The following is a 19,937-nucleotide window of genomic DNA, read 5'->3' on the forward strand; positions in this document are numbered from 1 at the left end:
CGGAAAACTGCTTCTGATAGCACTCAGGCGGGTCGTGGGACCCGCCGGTCCTCAGATTAATGGTCTGTGAGCCGGTGACAAGACGTCCCCCGGTCGTTCCTTCGGGCAGGGAACTACCCTGGCCGGGTGCGTGACAAAACCCGAACGAACTCCGCCGAGCCCGGCGACCGGCTGATCCGCGCCGGTGCGATCGTCTTCTTCATCGGCGCCGTGGCCACACTGGTCACGGTGGCCCCGCTGTTTCTGGGGACGACGCCCTTTCCCACCTACATGTTCGGACTGAGCATGTTCATGGGACTGGGCTTCCTCGTCGCCGGGGCGGGGGTGCTGCGGTCCATCGCGGCGGGGCGGCGTCAGGCGCGTGCCGCGTCGCGCCCGGCGGCGTCGCCGTCGCCCTCCCGGTAGGCCGCGAGCCACCGCGGGAACTCCGTCAGGTCGGCGAGGACGACGTCGGCGCCGGCCGCGCGCAGTTCGTCCGCGTCGCACGGTCCGCTGGCCACGGCCACGGACAGGGCGCCCGCCGCCCGCGCGCCGCGTACGTCGCCGAGGTGGTCGCCGACGTAGACGTCCGCGCCGTGCTCGCGCAGTGCCACGGCCTTCTGCTCGGCCCACAGGTCGCCGGCCACCGCGTCCGGTTCGATGCCGAGGTGGGCCAGGTGCAGCTTGGCGTTCGGCTCGTGCTTGGCGGTGACGACGACCGCCCGTCCGCCGGCCGCGCGCACCGCCTCGACCGACTCGCGGGCGCCGGGCAGCGCGGGCGTGGCGGCGATCGCGTACGTCGGGTACATCTCCCGGTACAGGTCGGCGACGGCCGGTATCTCCTCCGCCGGGAACCAGTGCGCCAGCTCCTCCGTCAGCGGCGGGCCGAGCCGGCTGACGGCCAGGTCGGCGTCGACGTACGTGCCGGTCCGCTCGGTCAGCGCCAGGTAGCAGGCGCGGATGCCGGGGCGGGAGTCGATCAGCGTCATGTCGAGATCGAAGCCGACGGTGGGCGCGGGGCGGGTGGTGGAGGCCATGGGTTCCATTGTGCCGGGACGTGCCCCGCCGGTACCGGGGTGGTCCGGGCGGTCGGGGTGGTCAGGGGCGGGGGCGGGAGCGCCAGAGGAGGTAGAGGGCGGTGGCGACGGCGGCGGCGCGCAGGACCCAGGGCCAGGTCTCGGCGACGGCGTCGGCCATCTGTCCCTCGGTGACCGGGTCGCCCCAGCGGCCCTCCCGGCGGCCCCAGAGCCAGACGATCCCGGCCGCGGCGACGGTGCCGGGCAGGCCCAGCACCGCCCACTTCGCCTGCGCGGGGGTCAGCCGGCGGGAGAGGTAGGCGATCAGCCAGCCCAGGCCGAGCGGGACGAGGCTGCCGAGGACGGCGCCGGCGATCAGCAGCGCGGCGGCGAGCAGCAGGAGGGGGTTGTTCCAGCGGCCCTCGGGCCACAGCCGGCGGCGCGCGGCGCGGACCGGGCGCCCGCCCCTGCCCGGTGCGTCGGCGGCGGGGGCCGTCTCCTCCTCCGCCGTGTCCGCCGGTGCCTTGCCGGCCGCGGGGTTCCTGCCTGTCGCAGGGGTCTTCCCGGCGGGTTCCTCCCGCGGCGGGGGCTTGAGCAGGTCCGGGATCTCCACTCCGCCGACGAAGCCCGGCACGCTGTCGCCGCCGCCCCCGAAGGGCCCGTCGTCCACCCGCCACCAGTCGGGCTGTACGGCGCTGTCCCCGAGCTCCTGCGCGCTCGCCAGGTGGGGCGGCGCGGCGGCGGGTCCGGGAGCGGGCGGCGGGTCGGCGGGGCGGGGCCGTGGGACGGCGCGCCGCAGGCCCTTGCGCCTCTGCGGCTTCCCGGGTCCGTCCGTTCTCCCCCGCCGCTCCGGTCCGTCGTCCCGCTGTACGGGCACGGCGGCGGACGGCGCCGGCGGTGCCCCGGGGGAGGTTCCGCCCGCCGCGTCGACGACGTCGTCCGGGCTGCCGAGCCGGTCCAGGATGCGGCGGACGGCGGCCGGACTGTCGACGACGGTCTTCGCGCGGTGCCGGTCGATCTCGTCGCGCAGCTCGGAGACGAGCCGCATGCGCGTGGCCGACGGCAGCTGACGCTGCTGGGCCACGTCGCCGACGCGGCTCAGATACTCGTAGACGACCTGGTCGCTCTCGATCCCCACGGACAACCCCTCCGGAGCGGTCGGGTGGTGACGCCCCGTCGGACGACGGTACCGAATGTTCCGGTGCGGCGGACGCCCGCGCACCGCGCCGTGCGGGCGTCGCCCCGCTGTCGGACCCACCCGCTACCGTTGGCCGGATGAGCACCGAGGAGAAGCCCGCGGCCCCCCGGTCCCTCGCGGAGGCGCTTCGCGCGAGGGACGACGCCAGTCTCGCCGCCCTCCTGCGCAGCCGCCCCGATCTGCTCGCCCCCGTGCCCACGGACCTCACCCAGCTCGCGACCCGCGCCGGCACCCGCGCCTCGGTGGTGCGGGCGCTGGAGCGGCTGGACCGGTTCACGCTGCAGACGGCGGAGGCGCTGGCCGTGGCCGCGGACCCGGCGCCCTACGGCGAGCTGCTCGGTCTCATGGCCGGTGACGAGACCGACCCGGTGGTGGCCGCCGCCCTGCCGCGGGCCGTCGCCCTGCTGCGCGAGCAGGCCCTGGTGTGGGGCGACGACGACCGGCTGCGGCTGGTGCGCACCGCCCGTGAGCTGCTCGCGCCCTCCCCGCAGCATCCGTCCCCGACCGGTCTGGGGCCCACCGTGCGGGAGGCGACGGCGGGGATGTCGCCGGGCAGGATCCAGGACGTCCTGGCCACGCTCGGTCTGCCCTCGACCCACGACTCCGTCACCGCCGTGGCCGCGCTCGGCGCCCTGTTCACCGACCGGGAGCGGATGTCCGACCTGCTCGCCGGCCTTCCGGCGGGGTCGCTCGAGGTGCTGGACCGCCTGGTCTGGGGGCCGCCGTACGGCCAGGTCACCCACGACCCGGCGCCGCATCTGCGGCAGCTGCTGGACCGCGGTCTGCTGCTGCCGACCGCGCCCGGCACGGTCGTCCTGCCCCGCGAGGTCGCCCTGCATCTGCGCGCCGGCCGGGCGCACCGTACGACGGAGCCGTTGCCGCCGCCGGTGGAGGCCGCCGCCGCGCACCAGCCGCGGGTGGTGGACGCCACCGCGGCCGGGCAGGCTCTCACGGCGCTGGCGACCGTCGAGGAGCTGCTGAAGGACTGGCACGAGGGCGGCCCGGCGGTGCTGCGCGCGGGCGGGCTGAGCGTGCGCGACCTGAAGCGGACCGCCGTCGCCCTGGACGTGTCCGAGCCGGTGGCCGCCTTCTGGGTCGAACTGGCCTATGCGGCCGGGCTGCTGGCCTCCGACGGTGAGGCAGACGAGCGGTACGCGGCGACCCCGGCGTACGACGAGTGGCGGGAGCGGCCGCCCGCCGAGCGCTGGGCGCGCCTCGCCGGGGCGTGGCTGACGGCCACCCGGACGCCGGGGCTGGTCGGCGGGCGGGACTCCAAGGACCGCACGCTCTCGGCCCTGGGCCCGAATCTGGACCGTTCGGCCGCGCCGGAGGTGCGGTACCGGGTGCTGACCCTGCTGGCGGGGCTGCCGGAGGGCTCGGCGCCCACCGAGGAGTCGGTGCTGGCCCGGCTGCGCTGGGAGCGCCCGCTGCGCGGGCCGCGCCGGGACGGGCGGGACGGCCAGGAGGACGACCTGCGCACCCGGCTCGCCCGCTGGACGCTGTCCGAGGCGGAGCTGCTCGGCGTCACCGGGCGCGGCGCGCTGGCGGCGCCCGGACGGGCCCTGATCGGCGCACCCGAGGCGCCTCGACCGGCACCGTCGGCGGGTGAAGAGCCGGAGGGGTCCGGCGGGCCCGGTGCCAAGCTCCCCGTCCACCACCGCGCCCCCGCTCCCGTCCCCGTCCCCGTCCCCGCGCCCGCGCTTCCGCCCCTGCCGCAGCCGTTGCCGCCGGCCGAGCAGGCCGCCGCGACCGAGGCCGCCGCCCGGCTGCTCGCGCCGCTGCTGCCCGAGCCGCTGGACCACGTGCTGCTCCAGGCCGACCTGACGGCGGTGGCGCCGGGGCCGCTGGAGCGTCCGCTGGCGGACATGCTGGGTGTCCTCGCCGACGTCGAGTCGAGGGGCGGGGCGACCGTCTACCGGTTCACCCCCGGCTCGGTGCGCCGTGCGCTGGACGCCGGCCGGACCGCCGCCGACCTGCACGCCTTCCTCGCCCGGCACTCCCGTACACCGGTGCCGCAGCCGCTCACGTACCTGATCGACGACGTGGCCCGCCGGCACGGGCAGCTGCGGGTCGGGACGGCCTCTGCGTACGTGCGGTGCGACGACGACGCGACGCTGGACGAGATCCTCGCCGACAAGCGGGCGGCCGGGCTGGGCCTGCGCCGTCTCGCGCCGACCGTACTGGCCGCGCAGGCCGGTCCGGCGGCGCTGCTGGAGGGGCTGCGGGCGCTGGGGTTCGCGCCGGCCGCCGAGTCCGCGGGCGGCGATGTGCTGATCGCCCGCGCCGACGCCCACCGCACGCCGCCGCGCACCGCGCCGGAGCCGGTCCCGGACGGGCCCCCGGTCCCTGACGACACCCTGCTCGCGGCCGCGGTCCGTGCCGTCCGGGCCGGTGACCTGGCCTCCACCGCCCCGCGCAAGCCGGTCGCGGGAGCGGAGACCGGCGAGGGCGCGCCGGCCGCGCCCGGTGAGCTGCCCCGCACGAGCGCGGCCGAGACCCTGGCCACCGTGCAGGCCGCCGTGATGACCGGCGAGGCCCTGTGGATCGGCTTCGTGAACGCCGAGGGCGCCGCCAGCCAGCGCGTCGTCGCCCCGGTCCGGGTGGAGGGCGGCTTCATGACGGCGTACGACCACACGGCGGACGAGGTGCGCACCTTCCCGCTCCACCGGATCACGGGCGTGGCGGAACTCGCCGACGACGCGGTCTGACGTCCCCCGCAGGGGCCGCGGGGCCTGTCCACTTTCGGGCGTACGCGCGGGTTCATGCACGCCACGCCGGGTGTTTCCCACCCCCGAGGGAGCTTTTTTCATAAAGGGCATCCAGCCGTCGGGGGCCGGGCAGCCACCGGGTGTCCTGAACCCGAGCGAAAGGGGAGAACCCCGATGCGCGTCGTCCGTCGAGTCACCACCGTCCTGACCTCCACCGCCGCCCTGATGGGCCTGTTCGCCGCGGAGGCCGCCGCGATCGGCATCGACCTCGGAGGTGGCCTGACCTTCTGATCCCGCCGCGGACGGACGGGCCGGCCCCGCCCGACCGGGGCCGGCCCGTTCCCCGTGACAGCCCCCGTCCCCCGCCGAGGAAAGGCCATTGCCATGCACATCACGGTTCCCGGTGCCGTCCGTTCCGCCGTCGCCGTCTCACTGGTCGCCCTGATCGCCGTCGGCGCCCCGCTCGGCGCGCTCGCACCGGAGGCCGGCGCCGCCCCCGCCACGGCGGCCCCCGCGCTGCCGATCCCGCTGCCCGGCACGGGCCCGGTGCCGCTGCTCACCGAGGGGATCACGGTCGAGGGGCCGCTGATCAACAACATCGCCCTCAAGTAGCACCGCACGGGCATCAGGCACACTGGACGATTGGCCGAGCGTCGTCCGGCCGTCCGCATGTGAAGGGGTGCCGCCCGTGAATGGTCCGCTCATCGTCCAGTCCGACAAGACCCTGCTCCTCGAGGTCGACCACGAGCAGGCCGACGACTGCCGCCGTGCCATCGCGCCCTTCGCCGAACTGGAGCGGGCGCCGGAGCACATCCACACCTACCGGCTGACGCCGCTCGGCCTGTGGAACGCGCGGGCGGCCGGGCACGACGCCGAGCAGGTCGTGGACGCGCTCGTGCAGTACAGCCGCTACCCGGTGCCGCACGCGCTGCTCGTCGACATCGCCGAGACGATGGACCGCTACGGCCGCCTCACCCTCTCCAAGCACCCCGCGCACGGACTGGTCCTGACGACCACCGACCGGCCGGTGCTGGAGGAGGTCCTGAAGTCGAAGCGGATCGCGCCGCTGGTCGGCGCCCGCATCGACCCGGACACGGTGGCCGTGCACCCCTCCGAGCGCGGCCAGATCAAGCAGACGCTGCTGAAGCTCGGCTGGCCCGCCGAGGACCTCGCCGGGTACGTCGACGGCGAGGCGCACCCGATCGAGCTGGCCGAGGACGGCTGGGCGCTGCGCCCGTACCAGAAGCAGGCCGTGGAGAACTTCTGGCACGGCGGCAGCGGTGTCGTCGTCCTCCCCTGCGGCGCGGGCAAGACGCTGGTCGGCGCCGGGGCGATGGCGCAGGCCAGGTCGACGACGCTGATCCTGGTCACCAACACCGTCTCGGCCCGGCAGTGGAAGCACGAGCTGGTGAAGCGGACGAGTCTGACCGAGGACGAGATCGGCGAGTACAGCGGGACGCGCAAGGAGATCCGGCCCGTCACCATCGCCACGTACCAGGTGCTGACGACGCGGCGGAAGGGCGTCTACCCGCACCTGGAGCTGTTCGACTCCCGGGACTGGGGCCTGATCGTCTACGACGAGGTGCACCTGCTGCCGGCGCCGGTCTTCAAGTTCACCGCCGACCTGCAGGCGCGGCGCCGCCTCGGTCTGACCGCGACCCTGGTGCGCGAGGACGGCCGCGAGTCGGACGTGTTCTCCCTCATCGGCCCCAAGCGCTTCGACGCGCCGTGGAAGGAGATCGAGGCGCAGGGCTACATCGCGCCCGCCGACTGCGTGGAGGTCCGGGTCAACCTCACCGACTCCGAGCGGCTCGCGTACGCCACCGCCGAGGCGGAGGAGAAGTACCGCTTCTGCGCGACGACCGCGACCAAGCGGAAGGTGACGGAGGCGATCGTGCGCCGCTTCGCCGGTCAGCAGATCCTCGTCATCGGCCAGTACATCGACCAGCTCGACGAGCTGGGCGAGCACCTGGGCGCGCCGGTCATCAAGGGCGAGACGTCCAACGCACAGCGGGAGAAGCTCTTCGAGTCCTTCCGGCAGGGCGAGATCAGCGTCCTGGTGGTCTCCAAGGTCGCGAACTTCTCCATCGACCTGCCGGAGGCGACGGTCGCCATCCAGGTGTCCGGCACCTTCGGTTCGCGGCAGGAGGAGGCCCAGCGCCTGGGCCGGGTGCTGCGGCCCAAGGCCGACGGCCACCAGGCGCACTTCTACTCGGTCGTCGCCCGCGACACCCTCGACCAGGACTTCGCCGCCCACCGCCAGCGCTTCCTGGCGGAACAGGGCTACGCCTACCGGATCATGGACGCCGACGAGCTGCTGGCGGAGGGCTGAGCGCCCCGTTCGCGGACCCCGGCCGGGGGCCTGCCCGGTCTACGGCTCGGGCAGGTTGAACACCAGCAGCAGGACGAACAGCGGTGGCAGCAGCGAGACGAGCGCCAGGCACAGGCGCAGGGCGCTCCAGCGGAGGGTCCACGGGATCGCCCAGGCGGCGACCAGCGCGCCGAAGGTGAGGAAGCCGCCGAAGAAGAGGGTCCCGTAGATCAGCGACAGGGCGGTCGTCAGGGCCTGCGAGCAGTCGTCCGGGCCGCAGCTGTCGGTCGCCATTGCCGACAGCCCGCCGAAGAGCAGCGCCGCCGGCACCAGGACGACCAGGAGCGCGGTCGCGACGGTGGGGGCGGCCCAGGCGAACCGGTCCCGGGCGGTCCGCCACGCCGGGTCCGCCGGCGGCCACGCCGACATGTGCTGTGTGGTCATACGACCAGTGAAGCCGTGTGTCCGGTGCCCGCGCACCGGCGGACGTACTCAGAACGCCGGGCGCCGGGTACTCAGGCCGCCCGTGCCCGTACGGAAGTCACCGGCGGCGGACGCCGGCCGCCTCCTCGTACTCGCCGGGGACGACCACGTCGAAGGCGGCGCCCGCGAACACCCTGACGGCGCGCAGGGCGTCACCGAGCCGGGGCCGGGGCGGGGCGGGCCGGGGCCGGGGCGGGGCGAGCCGGGGCCGGGGCGGGGCGAGCCGGGGCCGGGGCGGGGCGAGCCGGGGCCGGGGCGGGGCGGAGAAAAACGGTTGGCCCGTGCCGTGTCCGTTCCCCTACAATCTCCGCTCTTGCCCGCCTCCCTCACGGAGTGCCGCCGTCCGGACGGAAACCGGTCGGTCCCCCGCGCGAAGCCCGCGCCCACCACGCAGCAGGTCATCCCGGAGGCACCCCCTTGTCCACGCCCGTGCACGACGACCCCCTGTCCGGTTCCGCGTCCGACGGCCCCCTGGCCCGCGAGCGTGCCCATCTCGCCGCCTCCCGTGCCGCGTTGCGGGCCATGCGGGAGGACGTGGAGTCCCTCGACATCACCGACGTCACCGCGAACTGGGTCAACGCCGCCGTCCTGGAGGCCCAGATCGAGGACCGCATCAAGGCGCTCGCCGACCTCAGCGACACCCCGCTGTTCTTCGGCCGCCTCGACTACCTGCACGCGCCCGGTGCCGAGCAGGCGGAGGGGGCGGAGGGGGAACGCTTCTACATCGGGCGCCGGCACGTGCACGACGCGGACGGCGACCCGATGGTGATCGACTGGCGTGCGCCGGTGTCGCAGCCGTTCTACCGGGCGTCGAAGAAGGACCCGCTGGACGTCGGGCTGCGCCGCCGCTTCGGATACACCGGCGGGGAGCTCACGGCGTACGAGGACGAGCACCTGTCCGACCCGGCCGAGGCCGCGAGGACCAGCAGGCTGCTCCAGCAGGAGATCGAGCGGCCCCGTGTCGGCCCGATGCGCGACATCGTGGCGACGATCCAGCCCGAGCAGGACGAGATCGTGCGCGCCGGGCTCGCCGGGTCGGTCTGCGTGCAGGGCGGTCCCGGCACCGGCAAGACCGCCGTCGGCCTGCACCGGGTCGCCTACCTCCTCTACGCCCACCGCGAGCGGCTCGCCCGCACCGGCACCCTCGTCATCGGGCCGAACAGGTCCTTCCTGCACTACATCGAGCAGGTCCTGCCCGCACTGGGGGAGCTGGCGGTCCGGCAGACCACCGTCGACGACCTGGTCGCGCACGTCGAGGTGCGCGGCGCGGACGACGCCGCCGCGGCGGTGATCAAGGGCGACGCGCGGATGGCCGAGGTGCTGCGCAGGGCGCTGTACTCGCACGTCACGATGCCCACCGAGGGGATCGTGGTCGTACGCGGCTCGCGCCGCTGGCGGGTGGCGGCGTACGAGCTGGAGGAGATCGTCCGCGAGCTGCTCGCCCGCGACATCCGCTACGGCGCCGCCCGCGAGGCCCTTCCGCAGCGGATCGCGCACGCGGTGCTGGTGCAGATGGAGCGGGCGGGCGAGGCTCCGGACGACCGGGTGCAGAACGCGGTGGCGCGCAACGCCGCGGTGAAGGCGGCGGTGAAGGCCGTCTGGCCGCAGGTGGATCCGGCCAAGCTGGTCCTGCGGCTCCTCACGGACGCGGACTTCCTCGCCGCGCACGCCGAGGGCGTCCTCACCGGCGACGAGCAGAAGGCGATCCTGTGGGTGAGGCCGGCCCGCTCGGTGAAGTCCGCCAGGTGGTCGCCCGCGGACGCCGTGCTGATCGACGAGGCGACCGACCTGGTCGAGCGCACCCCCTCCCTCGGGCACGTCGTCCTCGACGAGGCGCAGGACCTGTCCCCGATGCAGTACCGCGCGGTGGGCCGGCGCTGCAGCACCGGTTCGGCGACCGTCCTCGGCGACCTGGCGCAGGGCACCACGCCCTGGGCGACGCGCAGCTGGGAGGAGGCGCTGGGCCACCTGGGCAAGGGCGACGCGGTGATCGAGGAGCTGACGGCCGGTTTCCGCGTGCCGACGGACGTCATCGCGTACGCCTCCCGGCTGCTGCCGCACATCGCGCCCGGGCTGACACCGGTGGCGTCGATCCGTGAGAACCCGGGCTTCTTCGAGATCCGCGAGGTCCGCGCGGCCACGGACGGCACGGCCGACGTGGTGGCGGCGTGCCGGGAGCTGCTGACCCGGGAGGGCTCGGTCGGTCTGATCGCCGCCGACGCGCGCGTACCGGAGCTGGCGGAGGCGCTCACCGCCGACGGCATCCCCCACCTCGCCCCCGGCGAGGAGACGACCCGGGACACCCGCCTCACCCTCGTCCCGGCCTCCCTGGCCAAGGGTCTGGAGTACGACTACGTGGTCCTGGACGAGCCGCAGGCCGTGGTCGACGGCGAACCCGACGAACGGACGGGCCTGCGCCGCCTGTACGTCTGCCTGACCCGCGCGGTCTCGGGCCTGTTGGTGACCCACGCGACGGGACTGCCCCCACAGCTGTCCTGACCGCGGCTACGCCCCCAGCACCCGCCGCCACTCCGCGACGGCCTCCGCCGACACCGGCCCGCCCCACCCGGCGGGCCGCGCCGCGCCGCCGATGTGGAAACCGTCGATCCCCGCGTCCAGCAGCGTCGGCACATGGTCCAGCCGCAGTCCGCCCCCCACCAGGAGCTGCTGCTCGTACCCCGGCTCCCCCCGCCGCCGCGCCTCCGCGAGCAGCGTGGGCAGTCCCTCGTCGACTCCCCCGGCCGACCCGGCCGTCAGATACGTGTCCAGCCCGGGGAAGCCGGCCAGCCGCTTGCGCACCGCGTCCCGGTCCGCGGCCCGGTCGATGGCCCGGTGGAACGTCCACCGGCAGCCCTCCAGCGCCCCGGCGACCCGCTCCACCGCGCGCAGGTCCACATCCCCGTCCGCGTCGAGGAACCCGAGCACGAACTGCTCCGCCCCGGCTTCCCGCATCTCCCCGGCGACCCCCACCAGCCGTTCGACGTCCCCGGCGGCGAAGCCGTCCGCGAGCCGCAGCATCACCCGTACGTCGATGTCGACGGCGGCGCGGATCGCGGCGACGGCCGAGGCCGGCGGGGTGAGTCCGTCGGCCGCCATGTCGGTGACCAGTTCGAGGCGATCCGCGCCTCCGGCCTGGGCGGCGACCGCGTCCTCGACGTCGAGGGCGATCACCTCCAGGACTGCACGCTTGCTCATGGGACCCCATTCGTCGGGCTTGGTCGGGCTTGCTCTGCTGTCCGGACCGCTACAGGTCTAGTCCAATCCAAGCCTACGCCCGACGCCACCGCGAGACCCCCCTCGCCCCGTGCTCAGTCCCCGAAGATGTTCAGCTCCGCCGCCTCGACCCCGGCCAGCTCGTACCCGGCCCCGTCGGCCGGCGGCCGCCCCGCGTACAGCCGCACCAGCGTCGCCGCGTCGCCGATGAACCGCCCCGGCGGCCGCTCCCCGCTCGCCTCGCCCAGTTTCAGCGGCTCGTCCACGTCGTCCAGGTCGGCGTGGAGCGGCACGTGCCCGAGGTCCCGGGTGACCGCGGCCAGCAGCGCCAGCGCGTCCGGCAGCCCGCGCCCCGCGTACGCCCCCGGCTCGCCGAAGGCCACCCGTACGTCACCGGCGTGCACCCACTCCCCCAGCGCGACCCGGTCCAGCGCACCGCCCGCGCGGCCGATCACCGGCCCCGCCTCGGTCATGCCGCGTTCCAGCTCGTCGACGATCCGGGCGTTCGGCCAGTCCGCCCGCTCGGCGATGTCGCGCTCGTTGGACGCGGGCGAGAAGACGCCCTTCTCGAACCGTCCCTCCACCACCCGCATCAGCGCGGACGAACAGTGCGCCAGCACGTCCCGCACGGTCCACCCCGGACACGCCGCCACCGGCAGCGCGAAGTCCCCGTCCGCCCGCGCCCGCAACAGCGGCACCAGCTCGTCCCGCTCACCGGCCAGCAACCGCCCGGGCAGCTCGGGATCACGTACGTCGTGCACATCGGCAGGAGTCGTCATGGCCACCACGGTAGGTCCGGCCCGGCCCCGGTGTCCGTACGAAGCACGGGCACGTCCGTGTGCGTCCCGCGTGAGACCGCCCCGCTCGCAAAGGCTCGCCGGCCTCTCGCCGGCCGGCGACGGCCGCCGTCTTCCCACAACGGACGTCATAGTCGTCTCGGCCCGGCGGCGGCGCCACCGGGTCCCCCTGCTTCGGACTCACTCGCCAAGGCCCTCCGGCAACTCGACCGGGCCGAGATCTTCCCCCGCGGGACTGGTGAGCTCACCGTGCAGCTTGCTGTCCGCGTGGACGAGAGCCGTCGACTTCCAGGCCGCGATCACGGGGGCGAGCAGGTTCACGTTGTCCAGGTCGACGGCGGCGCGGGCGGTCTCGATGAACTCGACCAGGAACTCGCGGACCGCGGCGTCGGGCAGGAAGCGCACCCACGGGAACGCCTCGGGGAAGACGTGCGTGAGGATCTTCACGGCCTGCGGGTCGCTCCTCATCATCGCGACGAAGATCCGGGTCGTGGAGTCGACCACCTGAACGGCCTCTTCGGCGCGGGCCGCCGTGGTCAGGTACAGGTCTTCGGCGTCACGCCGGTGCAGGCGGATGCCGTGGCCGGCACTGTCCTGCATACGGGCCACCGTGTCCTCGGGCTTCTGGAGCAGCTCCGAGAAGTTCGCTTCGACAGGCGTGATGGTCATGACTTCAAAGTCACTTCAGAAGTGCGGTCGTCGCCAACCCGCACAGCAATCGTCGGCAGTCGGGGGGGCGGGCCCCGGGCGACAATGGGCGCATGGCCGATCTCGACGTCCTCCGTGCCCGTTTCGCCCGTGCTCTGGAGGGAGCCCGGCGCCCCGGCTCCGGCCCGGACCCGGCGCCGTACGCCGACAATCTGCTCGACCGCTGGCAGGAGCCGCAGCGGCGCTATCACACGGTCGCCCACCTGACCGCCGTCCTGGACCGCGTCGACGTGCTGGAGGAGTACGCCGACGATCCGGACGCGGTCCGGCTGGCCGCGTGGTTCCACGACGCCGTGTATCTGCCCGAGCGGTCCGAGAACGAAGAGCGCTCCGCCCGCCTCGCAGAGCGGGCGCTGCCCGAGGCCGGGGTCCCGGCGGGGAGGACCGCCGAGGTGGCCCGGCTGGTGCGGCTCACCGTCTCCCACGACCCCGCCGACGACGACCGCAACGGACAGGTGCTGTGCGACGCCGATCTGGCGGTCCTCGCCTCGCCGCCGAGCGCGTACGCCGTGTACACGGCCGCTGTCCGCGAGGAGTACCACTTCGTGCCGAACGACGCCTTCCGCGAGGGACGGTCCGCGGTGCTCCGCCGGCTGCTCGGCCTGCCGCGGCTGTTCCGCACCCCGTACGGGCAGCGGGAGTGGGAGGCGACGGCGCGCTACAACATCGCCGGGGAGCTGGAAATGCTCTCGTCCGGGGACAGCCCGGCCCCGTAGCCTGCCCGGCATGCTGAGCATGGGCGGGGATCAGGTGGAGGAGGCCGTCGCGAGCGCCGTGGCACTGCTGCGGACGGCGACGGACCGGGACTGGGAGGCGGTGCGGGCCGGGCGGCTGGAGTGGAGCTGCCGGTACACGGCGGAGCATGTCGCCGATGATCTGATCGCCTACGCCGGCCGCCTCACCTTTCACCCGGGTCGCGGGGAGGAGACGCGGTTCGCCTACGGGCTGCGCCGCTGACGGCCGCCGCCCTTGCGGCGGCGCAGTCCCGCCGCGTGCAGCAGCCGCACCACCTCGCGGCTGCTGACCTCCCGCGCGCCGGCGGCGACGACGTCCGCGTACCGGTGGGCGGGGATGTCGTAGTGGTCGCGCTCGAAGGCGCGGCGCGGCACGCCCAGCCGCTCGGCGAACGCGTGCAGTTCGGCGTAGGAGTCGTCGCTGACGAGGTGCGACCACATCCGGCCGTGTCCCGGCCAGGCGGGCGGGTCGATGTAGACGGCCACCGGGGCTCCCTACGAGGTCTGCGTGCCGCCGGTGACGGCGCCCAGCGAACCGACCGGCGCGACCTTCACGCCGGCCTTGCCGCACACCCAGTGCGGGTCCGGGCCGAGTTCCGGCTCGACGTCCAGGGCGTGCGGGTCGCCGGAGCCGCACACCGGGCACAGCGGCCAGCGGCCGTACCGCTCCAGCAGGGCGTCCTGCACGTCCTGCGCGACCAGCCCGGCCACGAACTCCACGCCCTCGGGCCACTGCTCGACCCACCAGCGCCGCTGCACGACCGACTCCTCGACGAGCGAGACGACGTCCGCCTCGGCCACCTGGCCCGTCACGAGGTCGGCGAGCACCAGGGCGCGCGCCGCGTGCAGGGCCTGTTCCAGGGGGCTGATGGGGTCCATGCACCCATTGTGCGCACTCTTGACCCGCGGACCGAAACGAAAATATCTTTCACGAGTGCCCGATGAAGTGAAGGAAACTTTCGCGAGTGCGGAGAGTACGGAGAGTACGGCGAGCGCGCCGAGTGCGGTGAGTGCCCCCGGCACCGCGAACGCCGCGAACGCCGCGAACGCCGCGAGCGCCGCGAGCGCCTCCCGTGGCCGCCGTGCCGGCGCGGGCGGGAGCGCGCCGCCCGCGCCCGCCGCCCTCGCGGCCAAGGTCCGCACGCTGGGGCCGTCGATGACGCGTTCCATGCAGCGGGTCGCCGAGGCCGTCGCGGACGACCCGGCCGGCTGCGCGGCGCTCACGGTGACCGGACTCGCCGAGCTCACCGGCACCAGCGAGGCGACCGTCGTACGCACCGCCCGTCTGCTCGGCTACCCCGGCTACCGCGACCTGCGCCTCGCGCTGGCCGGGCTCGCCGCGCAGCAGCAGTCGGGACGGACGCCCGCCATCACGACCGACATCGCGGTCGACGACCCGATCGCGGACGTCGTCGCCAAGCTGGCCCACGACGAGCGGCAGACCCTCGCCGACACCGCCGCCGGCCTGGACACCGTGCAGCTCGGCGCGGCCGTCGCCGCGCTCGCCGCCGCCCGGCGCACCGACGTGTACGGCATCGGCGCCTCGGGCCTGGTCGCCCAGGACCTCACGCAGAAACTGCTGCGCATAGGGCTCATAGCCCACGCGCCGAACGACCCCCACCTCGCCGTCACCAACGCGGTGCAGCTGCGCGCCGGGGACGTCGCCGTCGCCATCACGCACTCCGGGTCGACGGGGGACGTCATCGAGCCGCTGCGGGCCGCCTTCGAACGCGGCGCGACGACCGTCGCGATCACCGGCCGCCCCGACAGCCCCGTCACGCAGTACGCCGACCACGTGCTGACCACGTCCACGGCGCGGGAGAGCGAGCTGCGGCCGGCGGCGATGTCCTCGCGGACCAGTCAGCTGCTGGTGGTGGACTGCCTGTTCGTGGGGGTGGCGCAGCGGACGTACGAGTCGGCCGCGCCGGCGCTGGCCGCTTCGTACGAGGCGCTGGCGCACCGGCACGGGCACCGCGGGAGACCGTAGGACCTTCCCGCGCCCCGGGACAAGACTGGCCAAGACTGGCACCGAAGGCGAAAAGAGCGGCTGGTTCATGACTGAGACCCCCCGACACCCCGATCTCCGTTCCCAGTTGGAGACGCTGACCACCGAGGCGTTCCGGCCCGAGCTGGCCGGGATCGACCGGATGTCCACGCTCGACATCGCGCGGCTGATGAACGGCGAGGACGCCACCGTGCCCGCCGCCGTCGCCGCGCGGCTGCCCGAGATCGCCGCCGCCGTCGACGCCGTCGCCGCCCGGATGGCCCGGGGCGGACGGCTGGTCTACGCGGGCGCCGGTACGGCCGGCCGGCTCGGCGTGCTGGACGCCTCGGAGTGCCCGCCCACCTTCAACACGGCCCCCGGGCAGGTCGTCGGCCTGATCGCGGGTGGCGCCGAGGCCATGACGACCTCCGTCGAGGGCGCCGAGGACTCCGCCGGGCTCGCCCGCGCCGACCTCGACGCGCTCGCCCTCACCCCCGACGACACGGTGGTCGGCGTCTCCGCCTCCGGCCGCACCCCGTACGCCGTCGGCGCCGTCGAGCACGCGCGGGCGCTCGGCGCGCTGACCGTCGGCCTGGCCTGCAACGCGGGCAGCGCGCTGGCCGCCGCCGCCGAGCACGGCATCGAGGTCGTCACCGGCCCCGAGCTGCTCACCGGCTCCACCCGGCTGAAGGCCGGCACGGCGCAGAAGCTGGTCCTCAACATGCTGTCGACGATCACCATGATCCGGCTCGGCAAGACGTACGGGAACCTGATGGTCGACGTCCGCGCCTCCAACGAGAAGCTGCGCGCCCGCTCCCGCCGTATCGTCGCGCTCGCCACCGGTGCCGCCGACGACGAGGTCGAGCGCGCCCTGACCGCCACCGGCGGCGAGGTCAAGCACGCCATCCTGGCGCTGCTGGCCGACGTGGACGGCCCCACGGCCGCCCGCCTCCTGGAGGACTCCGGCGGCCGGCTGCGCGCCGCGCTGGCCGCGGCGGCCACCTGAGCCCCGGGCACGCGGGCGGCGTGCGCACGGGCGGTCCGCCCCACCGGCCCCGTGTGCGACCCTGAGGAACATGAACCACGCCCAGCTGACCGCCCTGGGCCGCGCCCTGCGTCTCCTCGGTGAGCACGGCGAGGCCCTGACCGCCGACACCCCCGACGCCAAGCTGCACGAGATCCGCGCCGACCTGAAGCGCGCGCTGGACCGGCTGGAGGAGGGCGTCACGGCGGCCGCCCCGAGCACCCGCTGCCCCGAGCACCCGAACGGGCCGGTCGACGAGGCCGCCCCCGACCTGTGCCTGCTGTGCGAGACCCGCCGCCGCACCGCCCGCCGCGCCGAGTACGACGCCGAGTACGGCGGCGGCCCCCTCCCGGCCCGGCACACCGAGCCGGTGCAGTCCCGGTACGGGGTGCGCGGCGACCGCCCGCAGCCCCAGCAGCGCTGGCTGCCCGAGCTGTGGAACGGGCAGGCGTGGCAGCTGTGCGGCACCCCGCGCCGCGACCGCCGCGAGGCCGAGCTGTACATCGCCGCCCAGCTGCGCGCCCCGCGCGCGGCCATGGCGTACCGGCTGGTGCACGAGTTCACGGACTACGAGGTGCTGCGCGTGTGGGGGACGCCGGTGCGGGTGGACATCGAGCCGATGGGCGGCGGCGCCTTCGGCTGAGCCCTTCGGCCGAGGCTTTCGGCTGAGCCCTTCGGCCGGGCACCGCGCCGGTGGACGGGGCCGCGGGAGGGGTCAGCGGACGACGTCGAAGACGTTCTTCTGGATGCCGTTGGCGTAGGTCTCGTGCTCGACGAGCCTCAGCCGCTGGGTGTCCTTGTCCGTGTCGCTGAACAGCCGCTTCCCCGCTCCGAGGAGCAGCGGGAAGACCAGCAGGTGGTAGCGGTCGATCAGACCGGCGTCCGACAGGGCCCGGTTGAGGGCGGCGCTGCCGTGGACGATGAGCGGGGCGCCCTCCGTCTCCTTCAGCGCGGCGACGTCGTCGAGCGAGCGCAGGATCGTGGTCTCGCCCCAGTCGTCCACCAGATCGCCGTCGGTGAGGGTGGTGGAGACGACGTACTTCGGCATCGTCCTGTAGTCGGCGAACTCCTCCATGTCCGGCCAGACCGTGCTGAACGCCTGGTAGCTGACCCGGCCGAGCAGCAGGGCACCGGCCTCCTTCTGTTCCCGGCCCTTGATCTCGAACGCCTCGGGGAGGAACTCCACGTCCTTGAAGGTCCAGCCCGAGTTCCGGTAGCCGGGCTCGCCGCCGGGAGCCTCCATGACTCCGTCGAGCGAGACGAAGGCGGTGCTGATCAGGGTGCGCATCTGGTCGTCTCCTGGGTGTGCGGTGGCACGGGGCATCCCGCGGTGCGTTCATCTTGTACGACTACGACCGTGGCGACCGCGAAAACTCATCGGCCGCGGCGGATCTTCCCGGGAACGCGCCCGAGGGCGGCACCCCCGGCCTGTGGCCAGGAGTGCCGCCCTCGGTACCGAAGGACGGTCGATCAACCGGAACCGGTCGATCAGAAGTCCATGTCACCGCCCGGCATGCCGCCGCCGGCGGGCGCGGCGGCCTTCTCCGGCTTGTCGGCGATGACGGCCTCGGTGGTGAGGAACAGCGCGGCGATGGAGGCGGCGTTCTGCAGCGCGGAACGGGTCACCTTCGCCGGGTCGATGATGCCCTCGGCGATCATGTCGACGTACTCACCGGTCGCGGCGTTCAGGCCGTGGCCGACCTGGAGGTTGCGGACCTTCTCCACGACGACGCCGCCCTCGAGACCACCGTTGACGGCGATCTGCTTCAGCGGGGCCTCCAGCGCGAGCTTCACGGCGTTGGCGCCGGTCGCCTCGTCACCGTCGAGCTCCAGCTTCTCGAAGACCTGGGAGGCCTGCAGCAGGGCCACGCCACCACCGGCGACGATGCCCTCCTCGACGGCCGCCTTCGCGTTGCGCACGGCGTCCTCGATGCGGTGCTTGCGCTCCTTGAGCTCGACCTCGGTGGCGGCACCGGCCTTGATGACGGCCACGCCGCCGGCCAGCTTCGCCAGGCGCTCCTGGAGCTTCTCGCGGTCGTAGTCCGAGTCGCTGTTCTCGATCTCGGCGCGGATCTGGTTGACCCGGCCCTGGACCTGCTCGGCGGAGCCGGCGCCGTCCACGATCGTGGTCTCGTCCTTGGTGATGACGACCTTGCGCGCCTTGCCCAGCAGGTCGAGCGTGGCGTTCTCCAGCTTGAGGCCGACCTCCTCGGAGATGACCTCGCCGCCCGTGAGGATGGCGATGTCGCCGAGCATGGCCTTGCGGCGGTCGCCGAAGCCCGGGGCCTTGACGGCGACGGACTTGAAGGTGCCGCGGATCTTGTTGACGACCAGGGTCGACAGGGCCTCGCCCTCGACGTCCTCGGCGATGATCAGCAGCGGCTTGCCCGACTGCATGACCTTCTCCAGGAGCGGGAGCAGGTCCTTGACGTTGGAGATCTTGGAGTTGGCGATCAGGATGTACGGGTCGTCGAGGACGGCCTCCATACGCTCCATGTCGGTGGCGAAGTACGCCGAGATGTAGCCCTTGTCGAAGCGCATACCCTCGGTGAGCTCCAGCTCCAGACCGAAGGTCTGGGACTCCTCGACGGTGATGACGCCTTCCTTGCCGACCTTGTCCATGGCCTCGGCGATCAGCTCGCCGATCTGGGTGTCGGCGGCGGAGATGGAGGCCGTGGAGGCGATCTGCTCCTTGGTCTCGACGTCCTTCGCCTGCTCCAGCAGGGCGGCGGAGACGGCCTCGACGGCCTTCTCGATGCCGCGCTTCAGGGCCATCGGGTTGGCGCCGGCGGCCACGTTGCGCAGACCCTCGCGCACCAGGGCCTGGGCCAGAACGGTCGCGGTGGTCGTACCGTCACCGGCGACGTCGTCCGTCTTCTTGGCGACTTCCTTGACCAGCTCGGCGCCGATCTTCTCGTACGGGTCCTCGAGCTCGATCTCCTTGGCGATGGAGACACCGTCGTTGGTGATCGTGGGCGCGCCCCACTTCTTCTCGAGGACGACGTTGCGGCCCTTGGGGCCGAGCGTCACCTTGACGGCGTCCGCGAGCTGGTTCATGCCGCGCTCGAGGCCGCGCCGCGCCTCCTCGTCGAACGCGATGATCTTGGCCATGTGAAGTGGTCCCTCCAGGACTGGGGGTGATTCCTTCGGACCGCGCCCGCGCCCGCGACGGACGGCTCGCCGGCCCCGTGGTTCCTTCCCACGTCGGCCCGCGGGCCTCACCGACCCGGTCCTTCGTTGTCACTCTCACCTTCAGAGTGCTAACGCCAATGATTAGCACTCGACCCGCCCGAGTGCAAGGTGCGCCCGCGTAGCGGGCTCGTCGAGGGGTGGTGGTCGGGTGACGGGCGGGCGCAAGCGCCTATGGGGATCGGGGGGCGGGTCCGCCGCCCGCGAACACCGGCCGGACACGGGCCCGGGACCGGAGCCGGGGCAGGGTCCTCCGGGTCCGGGCAGGCCGAAGGGCCCGCACCCAGGTACGGGTGCGGGCCCTTCGGGGAAGACCGTTGACTTGCGGTGGCCGCGCGTCTCAGGCGCTGAGGCGGACCATGTCGGCCTGCGGGCCCTTCTGACCCTGCGAGATCTCGAACTCGACCCGCTGGCCTTCTTCGAGGGTGCGGTAGCCGTCCATCTGGATCGCGCTGTAGTGGACGAAAACATCCGCACCACCGTCGACCGCGATGAAGCCGTACCCCTTCTCCGCGTTGAACCACTTGACGGTGCCCTGAGCCATGCCTAACTCCCCTATTACTGGCCCTTGCGCAGATCCACACTTCGCGGAT

Annotated in this window: 20 protein-coding genes and 1 pseudogene; 10 read left to right on the plus strand and 11 right to left on the minus strand. The window is 73.9% G+C overall.

Annotation, left to right across the window (positions count from 1 at the left end):
• Positions 1-126: 126 nt before the first annotated feature.
• Complete coding sequence (locus ACFYOJ_RS05665) at positions 127-405, plus strand: hypothetical protein (protein ID WP_356553371.1); 279 nt, start codon at positions 127-129, stop codon at positions 403-405.
• Here ACFYOJ_RS05665 and ACFYOJ_RS05670 read toward each other — a convergent pair.
• The gene (locus ACFYOJ_RS05670) at positions 354-1,016 is read right to left on the minus strand and encodes an HAD family hydrolase (RefSeq protein WP_356553369.1); all 663 of its coding nucleotides are present in this window, start codon (positions 1,014-1,016) and stop codon (positions 354-356) included. The two genes, ACFYOJ_RS05665 and ACFYOJ_RS05670, sit on opposite strands and share 52 nt — an antisense overlap.
• Positions 1,017-1,077: 61 nt before the next feature.
• Complete coding sequence (locus ACFYOJ_RS05675) at positions 1,078-2,133, minus strand: hypothetical protein (protein ID WP_356553367.1); 1,056 nt, start codon at positions 2,131-2,133, stop codon at positions 1,078-1,080.
• A 137-nt stretch (positions 2,134-2,270) separates the two neighbouring features.
• Here ACFYOJ_RS05675 and ACFYOJ_RS05680 point away from each other — a divergent pair, with 137 nt between their 5' ends.
• The 3 genes from ACFYOJ_RS05680 to ACFYOJ_RS05690 all read left to right on the plus strand — a co-directional run bounded on the left by ACFYOJ_RS05680 (position 2,271) and on the right by ACFYOJ_RS05690 (position 7,233).
• Positions 2,271-4,901, plus strand: a complete 2,631-nt coding sequence (locus ACFYOJ_RS05680; protein WP_356553365.1) for a helicase-associated domain-containing protein — start codon at positions 2,271-2,273, stop codon at positions 4,899-4,901.
• 384 nt (positions 4,902-5,285) lie between these two features.
• Positions 5,286-5,513 (plus strand): hypothetical protein, encoded by a 228-nt coding sequence (locus tag ACFYOJ_RS05685; protein WP_356553363.1) that lies wholly within the window; start codon positions 5,286-5,288, stop codon positions 5,511-5,513.
• Between the two features lie 76 nt (positions 5,514-5,589).
• Entirely contained in the window at positions 5,590-7,233 is a 1,644-nt protein-coding gene (locus ACFYOJ_RS05690; protein WP_356553362.1) for a DNA repair helicase XPB, read from the plus strand.
• Between the two features lie 39 nt (positions 7,234-7,272).
• Here ACFYOJ_RS05690 and ACFYOJ_RS05695 read toward each other — a convergent pair whose 3' ends face one another.
• Positions 7,273-7,656 (minus strand): hypothetical protein, encoded by a 384-nt coding sequence (locus ACFYOJ_RS05695; protein WP_356553360.1) that lies wholly within the window; start codon positions 7,654-7,656, stop codon positions 7,273-7,275.
• 456 nt (positions 7,657-8,112) lie between these two features.
• Between ACFYOJ_RS05695 and ACFYOJ_RS05700 the strand changes: the two genes are divergently transcribed.
• Positions 8,113-10,194 (plus strand): AAA family ATPase, encoded by a 2,082-nt coding sequence (locus ACFYOJ_RS05700; RefSeq protein WP_356553358.1) that lies wholly within the window; start codon positions 8,113-8,115, stop codon positions 10,192-10,194.
• Between the two features lie 6 nt (positions 10,195-10,200).
• Here the strand turns inward: ACFYOJ_RS05700 and ACFYOJ_RS05705 are convergent, their stop codons facing one another.
• The 3 genes from ACFYOJ_RS05705 to ACFYOJ_RS05715 form a co-directional block, all read right to left on the minus strand.
• Complete coding sequence (locus ACFYOJ_RS05705) at positions 10,201-10,890, minus strand: copper homeostasis protein CutC (RefSeq protein WP_356553357.1); 690 nt, start codon at positions 10,888-10,890, stop codon at positions 10,201-10,203.
• Positions 10,891-11,003: 113 nt separating this feature from the next.
• Entirely contained in the window at positions 11,004-11,687 is a 684-nt protein-coding gene (locus ACFYOJ_RS05710; protein ID WP_356553356.1) for a maleylpyruvate isomerase family mycothiol-dependent enzyme, read from the minus strand.
• 198 nt (positions 11,688-11,885) lie between these two features.
• On the minus strand, positions 11,886-12,374 hold the full coding sequence (locus ACFYOJ_RS05715; RefSeq protein WP_356553354.1) for a hypothetical protein: 489 nt from the start codon (positions 12,372-12,374) through the stop codon (positions 11,886-11,888).
• A 92-nt stretch (positions 12,375-12,466) separates the two neighbouring features.
• On the opposite strand from ACFYOJ_RS05715, the gene ACFYOJ_RS05720 reads away from it, so the two are divergent.
• Together ACFYOJ_RS05720 and ACFYOJ_RS05725 are read left to right on the plus strand one after the other, a co-directional pair.
• Positions 12,467-13,129: a hypothetical protein gene (locus ACFYOJ_RS05720; RefSeq protein ID WP_356553352.1), complete on the plus strand. Its 663-nt coding sequence runs from the start codon at positions 12,467-12,469 to the stop codon at positions 13,127-13,129.
• 10 nt (positions 13,130-13,139) lie between these two features.
• Positions 13,140-13,340, plus strand: a pseudogene (locus ACFYOJ_RS05725) (GNAT family N-acetyltransferase); the annotation flags it as partial.
• A gap of 11 nt (positions 13,341-13,351) precedes the next feature.
• On the opposite strand, the gene ACFYOJ_RS05730 reads toward ACFYOJ_RS05725, so the two are convergent.
• Together ACFYOJ_RS05730 and ACFYOJ_RS05735 are read right to left on the minus strand one after the other, a co-directional pair.
• The gene (locus ACFYOJ_RS05730) at positions 13,352-13,633 is read right to left on the minus strand and encodes a DUF4031 domain-containing protein (protein ID WP_356553350.1); all 282 of its coding nucleotides are present in this window, start codon (positions 13,631-13,633) and stop codon (positions 13,352-13,354) included.
• Positions 13,634-13,642: 9 nt separating this feature from the next.
• Positions 13,643-14,026 (minus strand): hypothetical protein, encoded by a 384-nt coding sequence (locus ACFYOJ_RS05735; RefSeq protein WP_356553348.1) that lies wholly within the window; start codon positions 14,024-14,026, stop codon positions 13,643-13,645.
• Between the two features lie 265 nt (positions 14,027-14,291).
• On the opposite strand from ACFYOJ_RS05735, the gene ACFYOJ_RS05740 reads away from it, so the two are divergent.
• The 3 genes from ACFYOJ_RS05740 (at position 14,292) to ACFYOJ_RS05750 (ending at position 16,798) form a co-directional block, all read left to right on the plus strand.
• Complete coding sequence (locus ACFYOJ_RS05740; RefSeq protein WP_388596215.1) at positions 14,292-15,134, plus strand: MurR/RpiR family transcriptional regulator; 843 nt, start codon at positions 14,292-14,294, stop codon at positions 15,132-15,134.
• A gap of 67 nt (positions 15,135-15,201) precedes the next feature.
• A complete protein-coding gene (gene murQ / locus ACFYOJ_RS05745; RefSeq protein ID WP_356553345.1) occupies positions 15,202-16,137 on the plus strand; it encodes an N-acetylmuramic acid 6-phosphate etherase in 936 nt (311 codons plus the stop codon).
• Between the two features lie 70 nt (positions 16,138-16,207).
• A complete protein-coding gene (locus ACFYOJ_RS05750) occupies positions 16,208-16,798 on the plus strand; it encodes a hypothetical protein (RefSeq protein ID WP_356553343.1) in 591 nt (196 codons plus the stop codon).
• Positions 16,799-16,870: 72 nt separating this feature from the next.
• Here ACFYOJ_RS05750 and ACFYOJ_RS05755 read toward each other — a convergent pair whose 3' ends face one another.
• From ACFYOJ_RS05755 to ACFYOJ_RS05765, 3 genes are all read right to left on the minus strand, one after another.
• Positions 16,871-17,443 carry a dihydrofolate reductase family protein gene (locus tag ACFYOJ_RS05755; protein ID WP_356553341.1) on the minus strand — a complete coding sequence of 191 codons (573 nt, stop codon included), beginning with the start codon at positions 17,441-17,443 and terminating at the stop codon, positions 16,871-16,873.
• Positions 17,444-17,643: 200 nt separating this feature from the next.
• On the minus strand, positions 17,644-19,266 hold the full coding sequence (gene groL / locus ACFYOJ_RS05760) for a chaperonin GroEL (RefSeq protein WP_356553340.1): 1,623 nt from the start codon (positions 19,264-19,266) through the stop codon (positions 17,644-17,646).
• Positions 19,267-19,684: 418 nt separating this feature from the next.
• Entirely contained in the window at positions 19,685-19,888 is a 204-nt protein-coding gene (locus tag ACFYOJ_RS05765; RefSeq protein ID WP_004929928.1) for a cold-shock protein, read from the minus strand.
• Positions 19,889-19,937 lie beyond the last annotated feature (49 nt).

It is taken from the genome of Streptomyces sp. NPDC006384 (assembly GCF_042870695.1).
GTDB lineage: Bacteria > Actinomycetota > Actinomycetes > Streptomycetales > Streptomycetaceae > Streptomyces.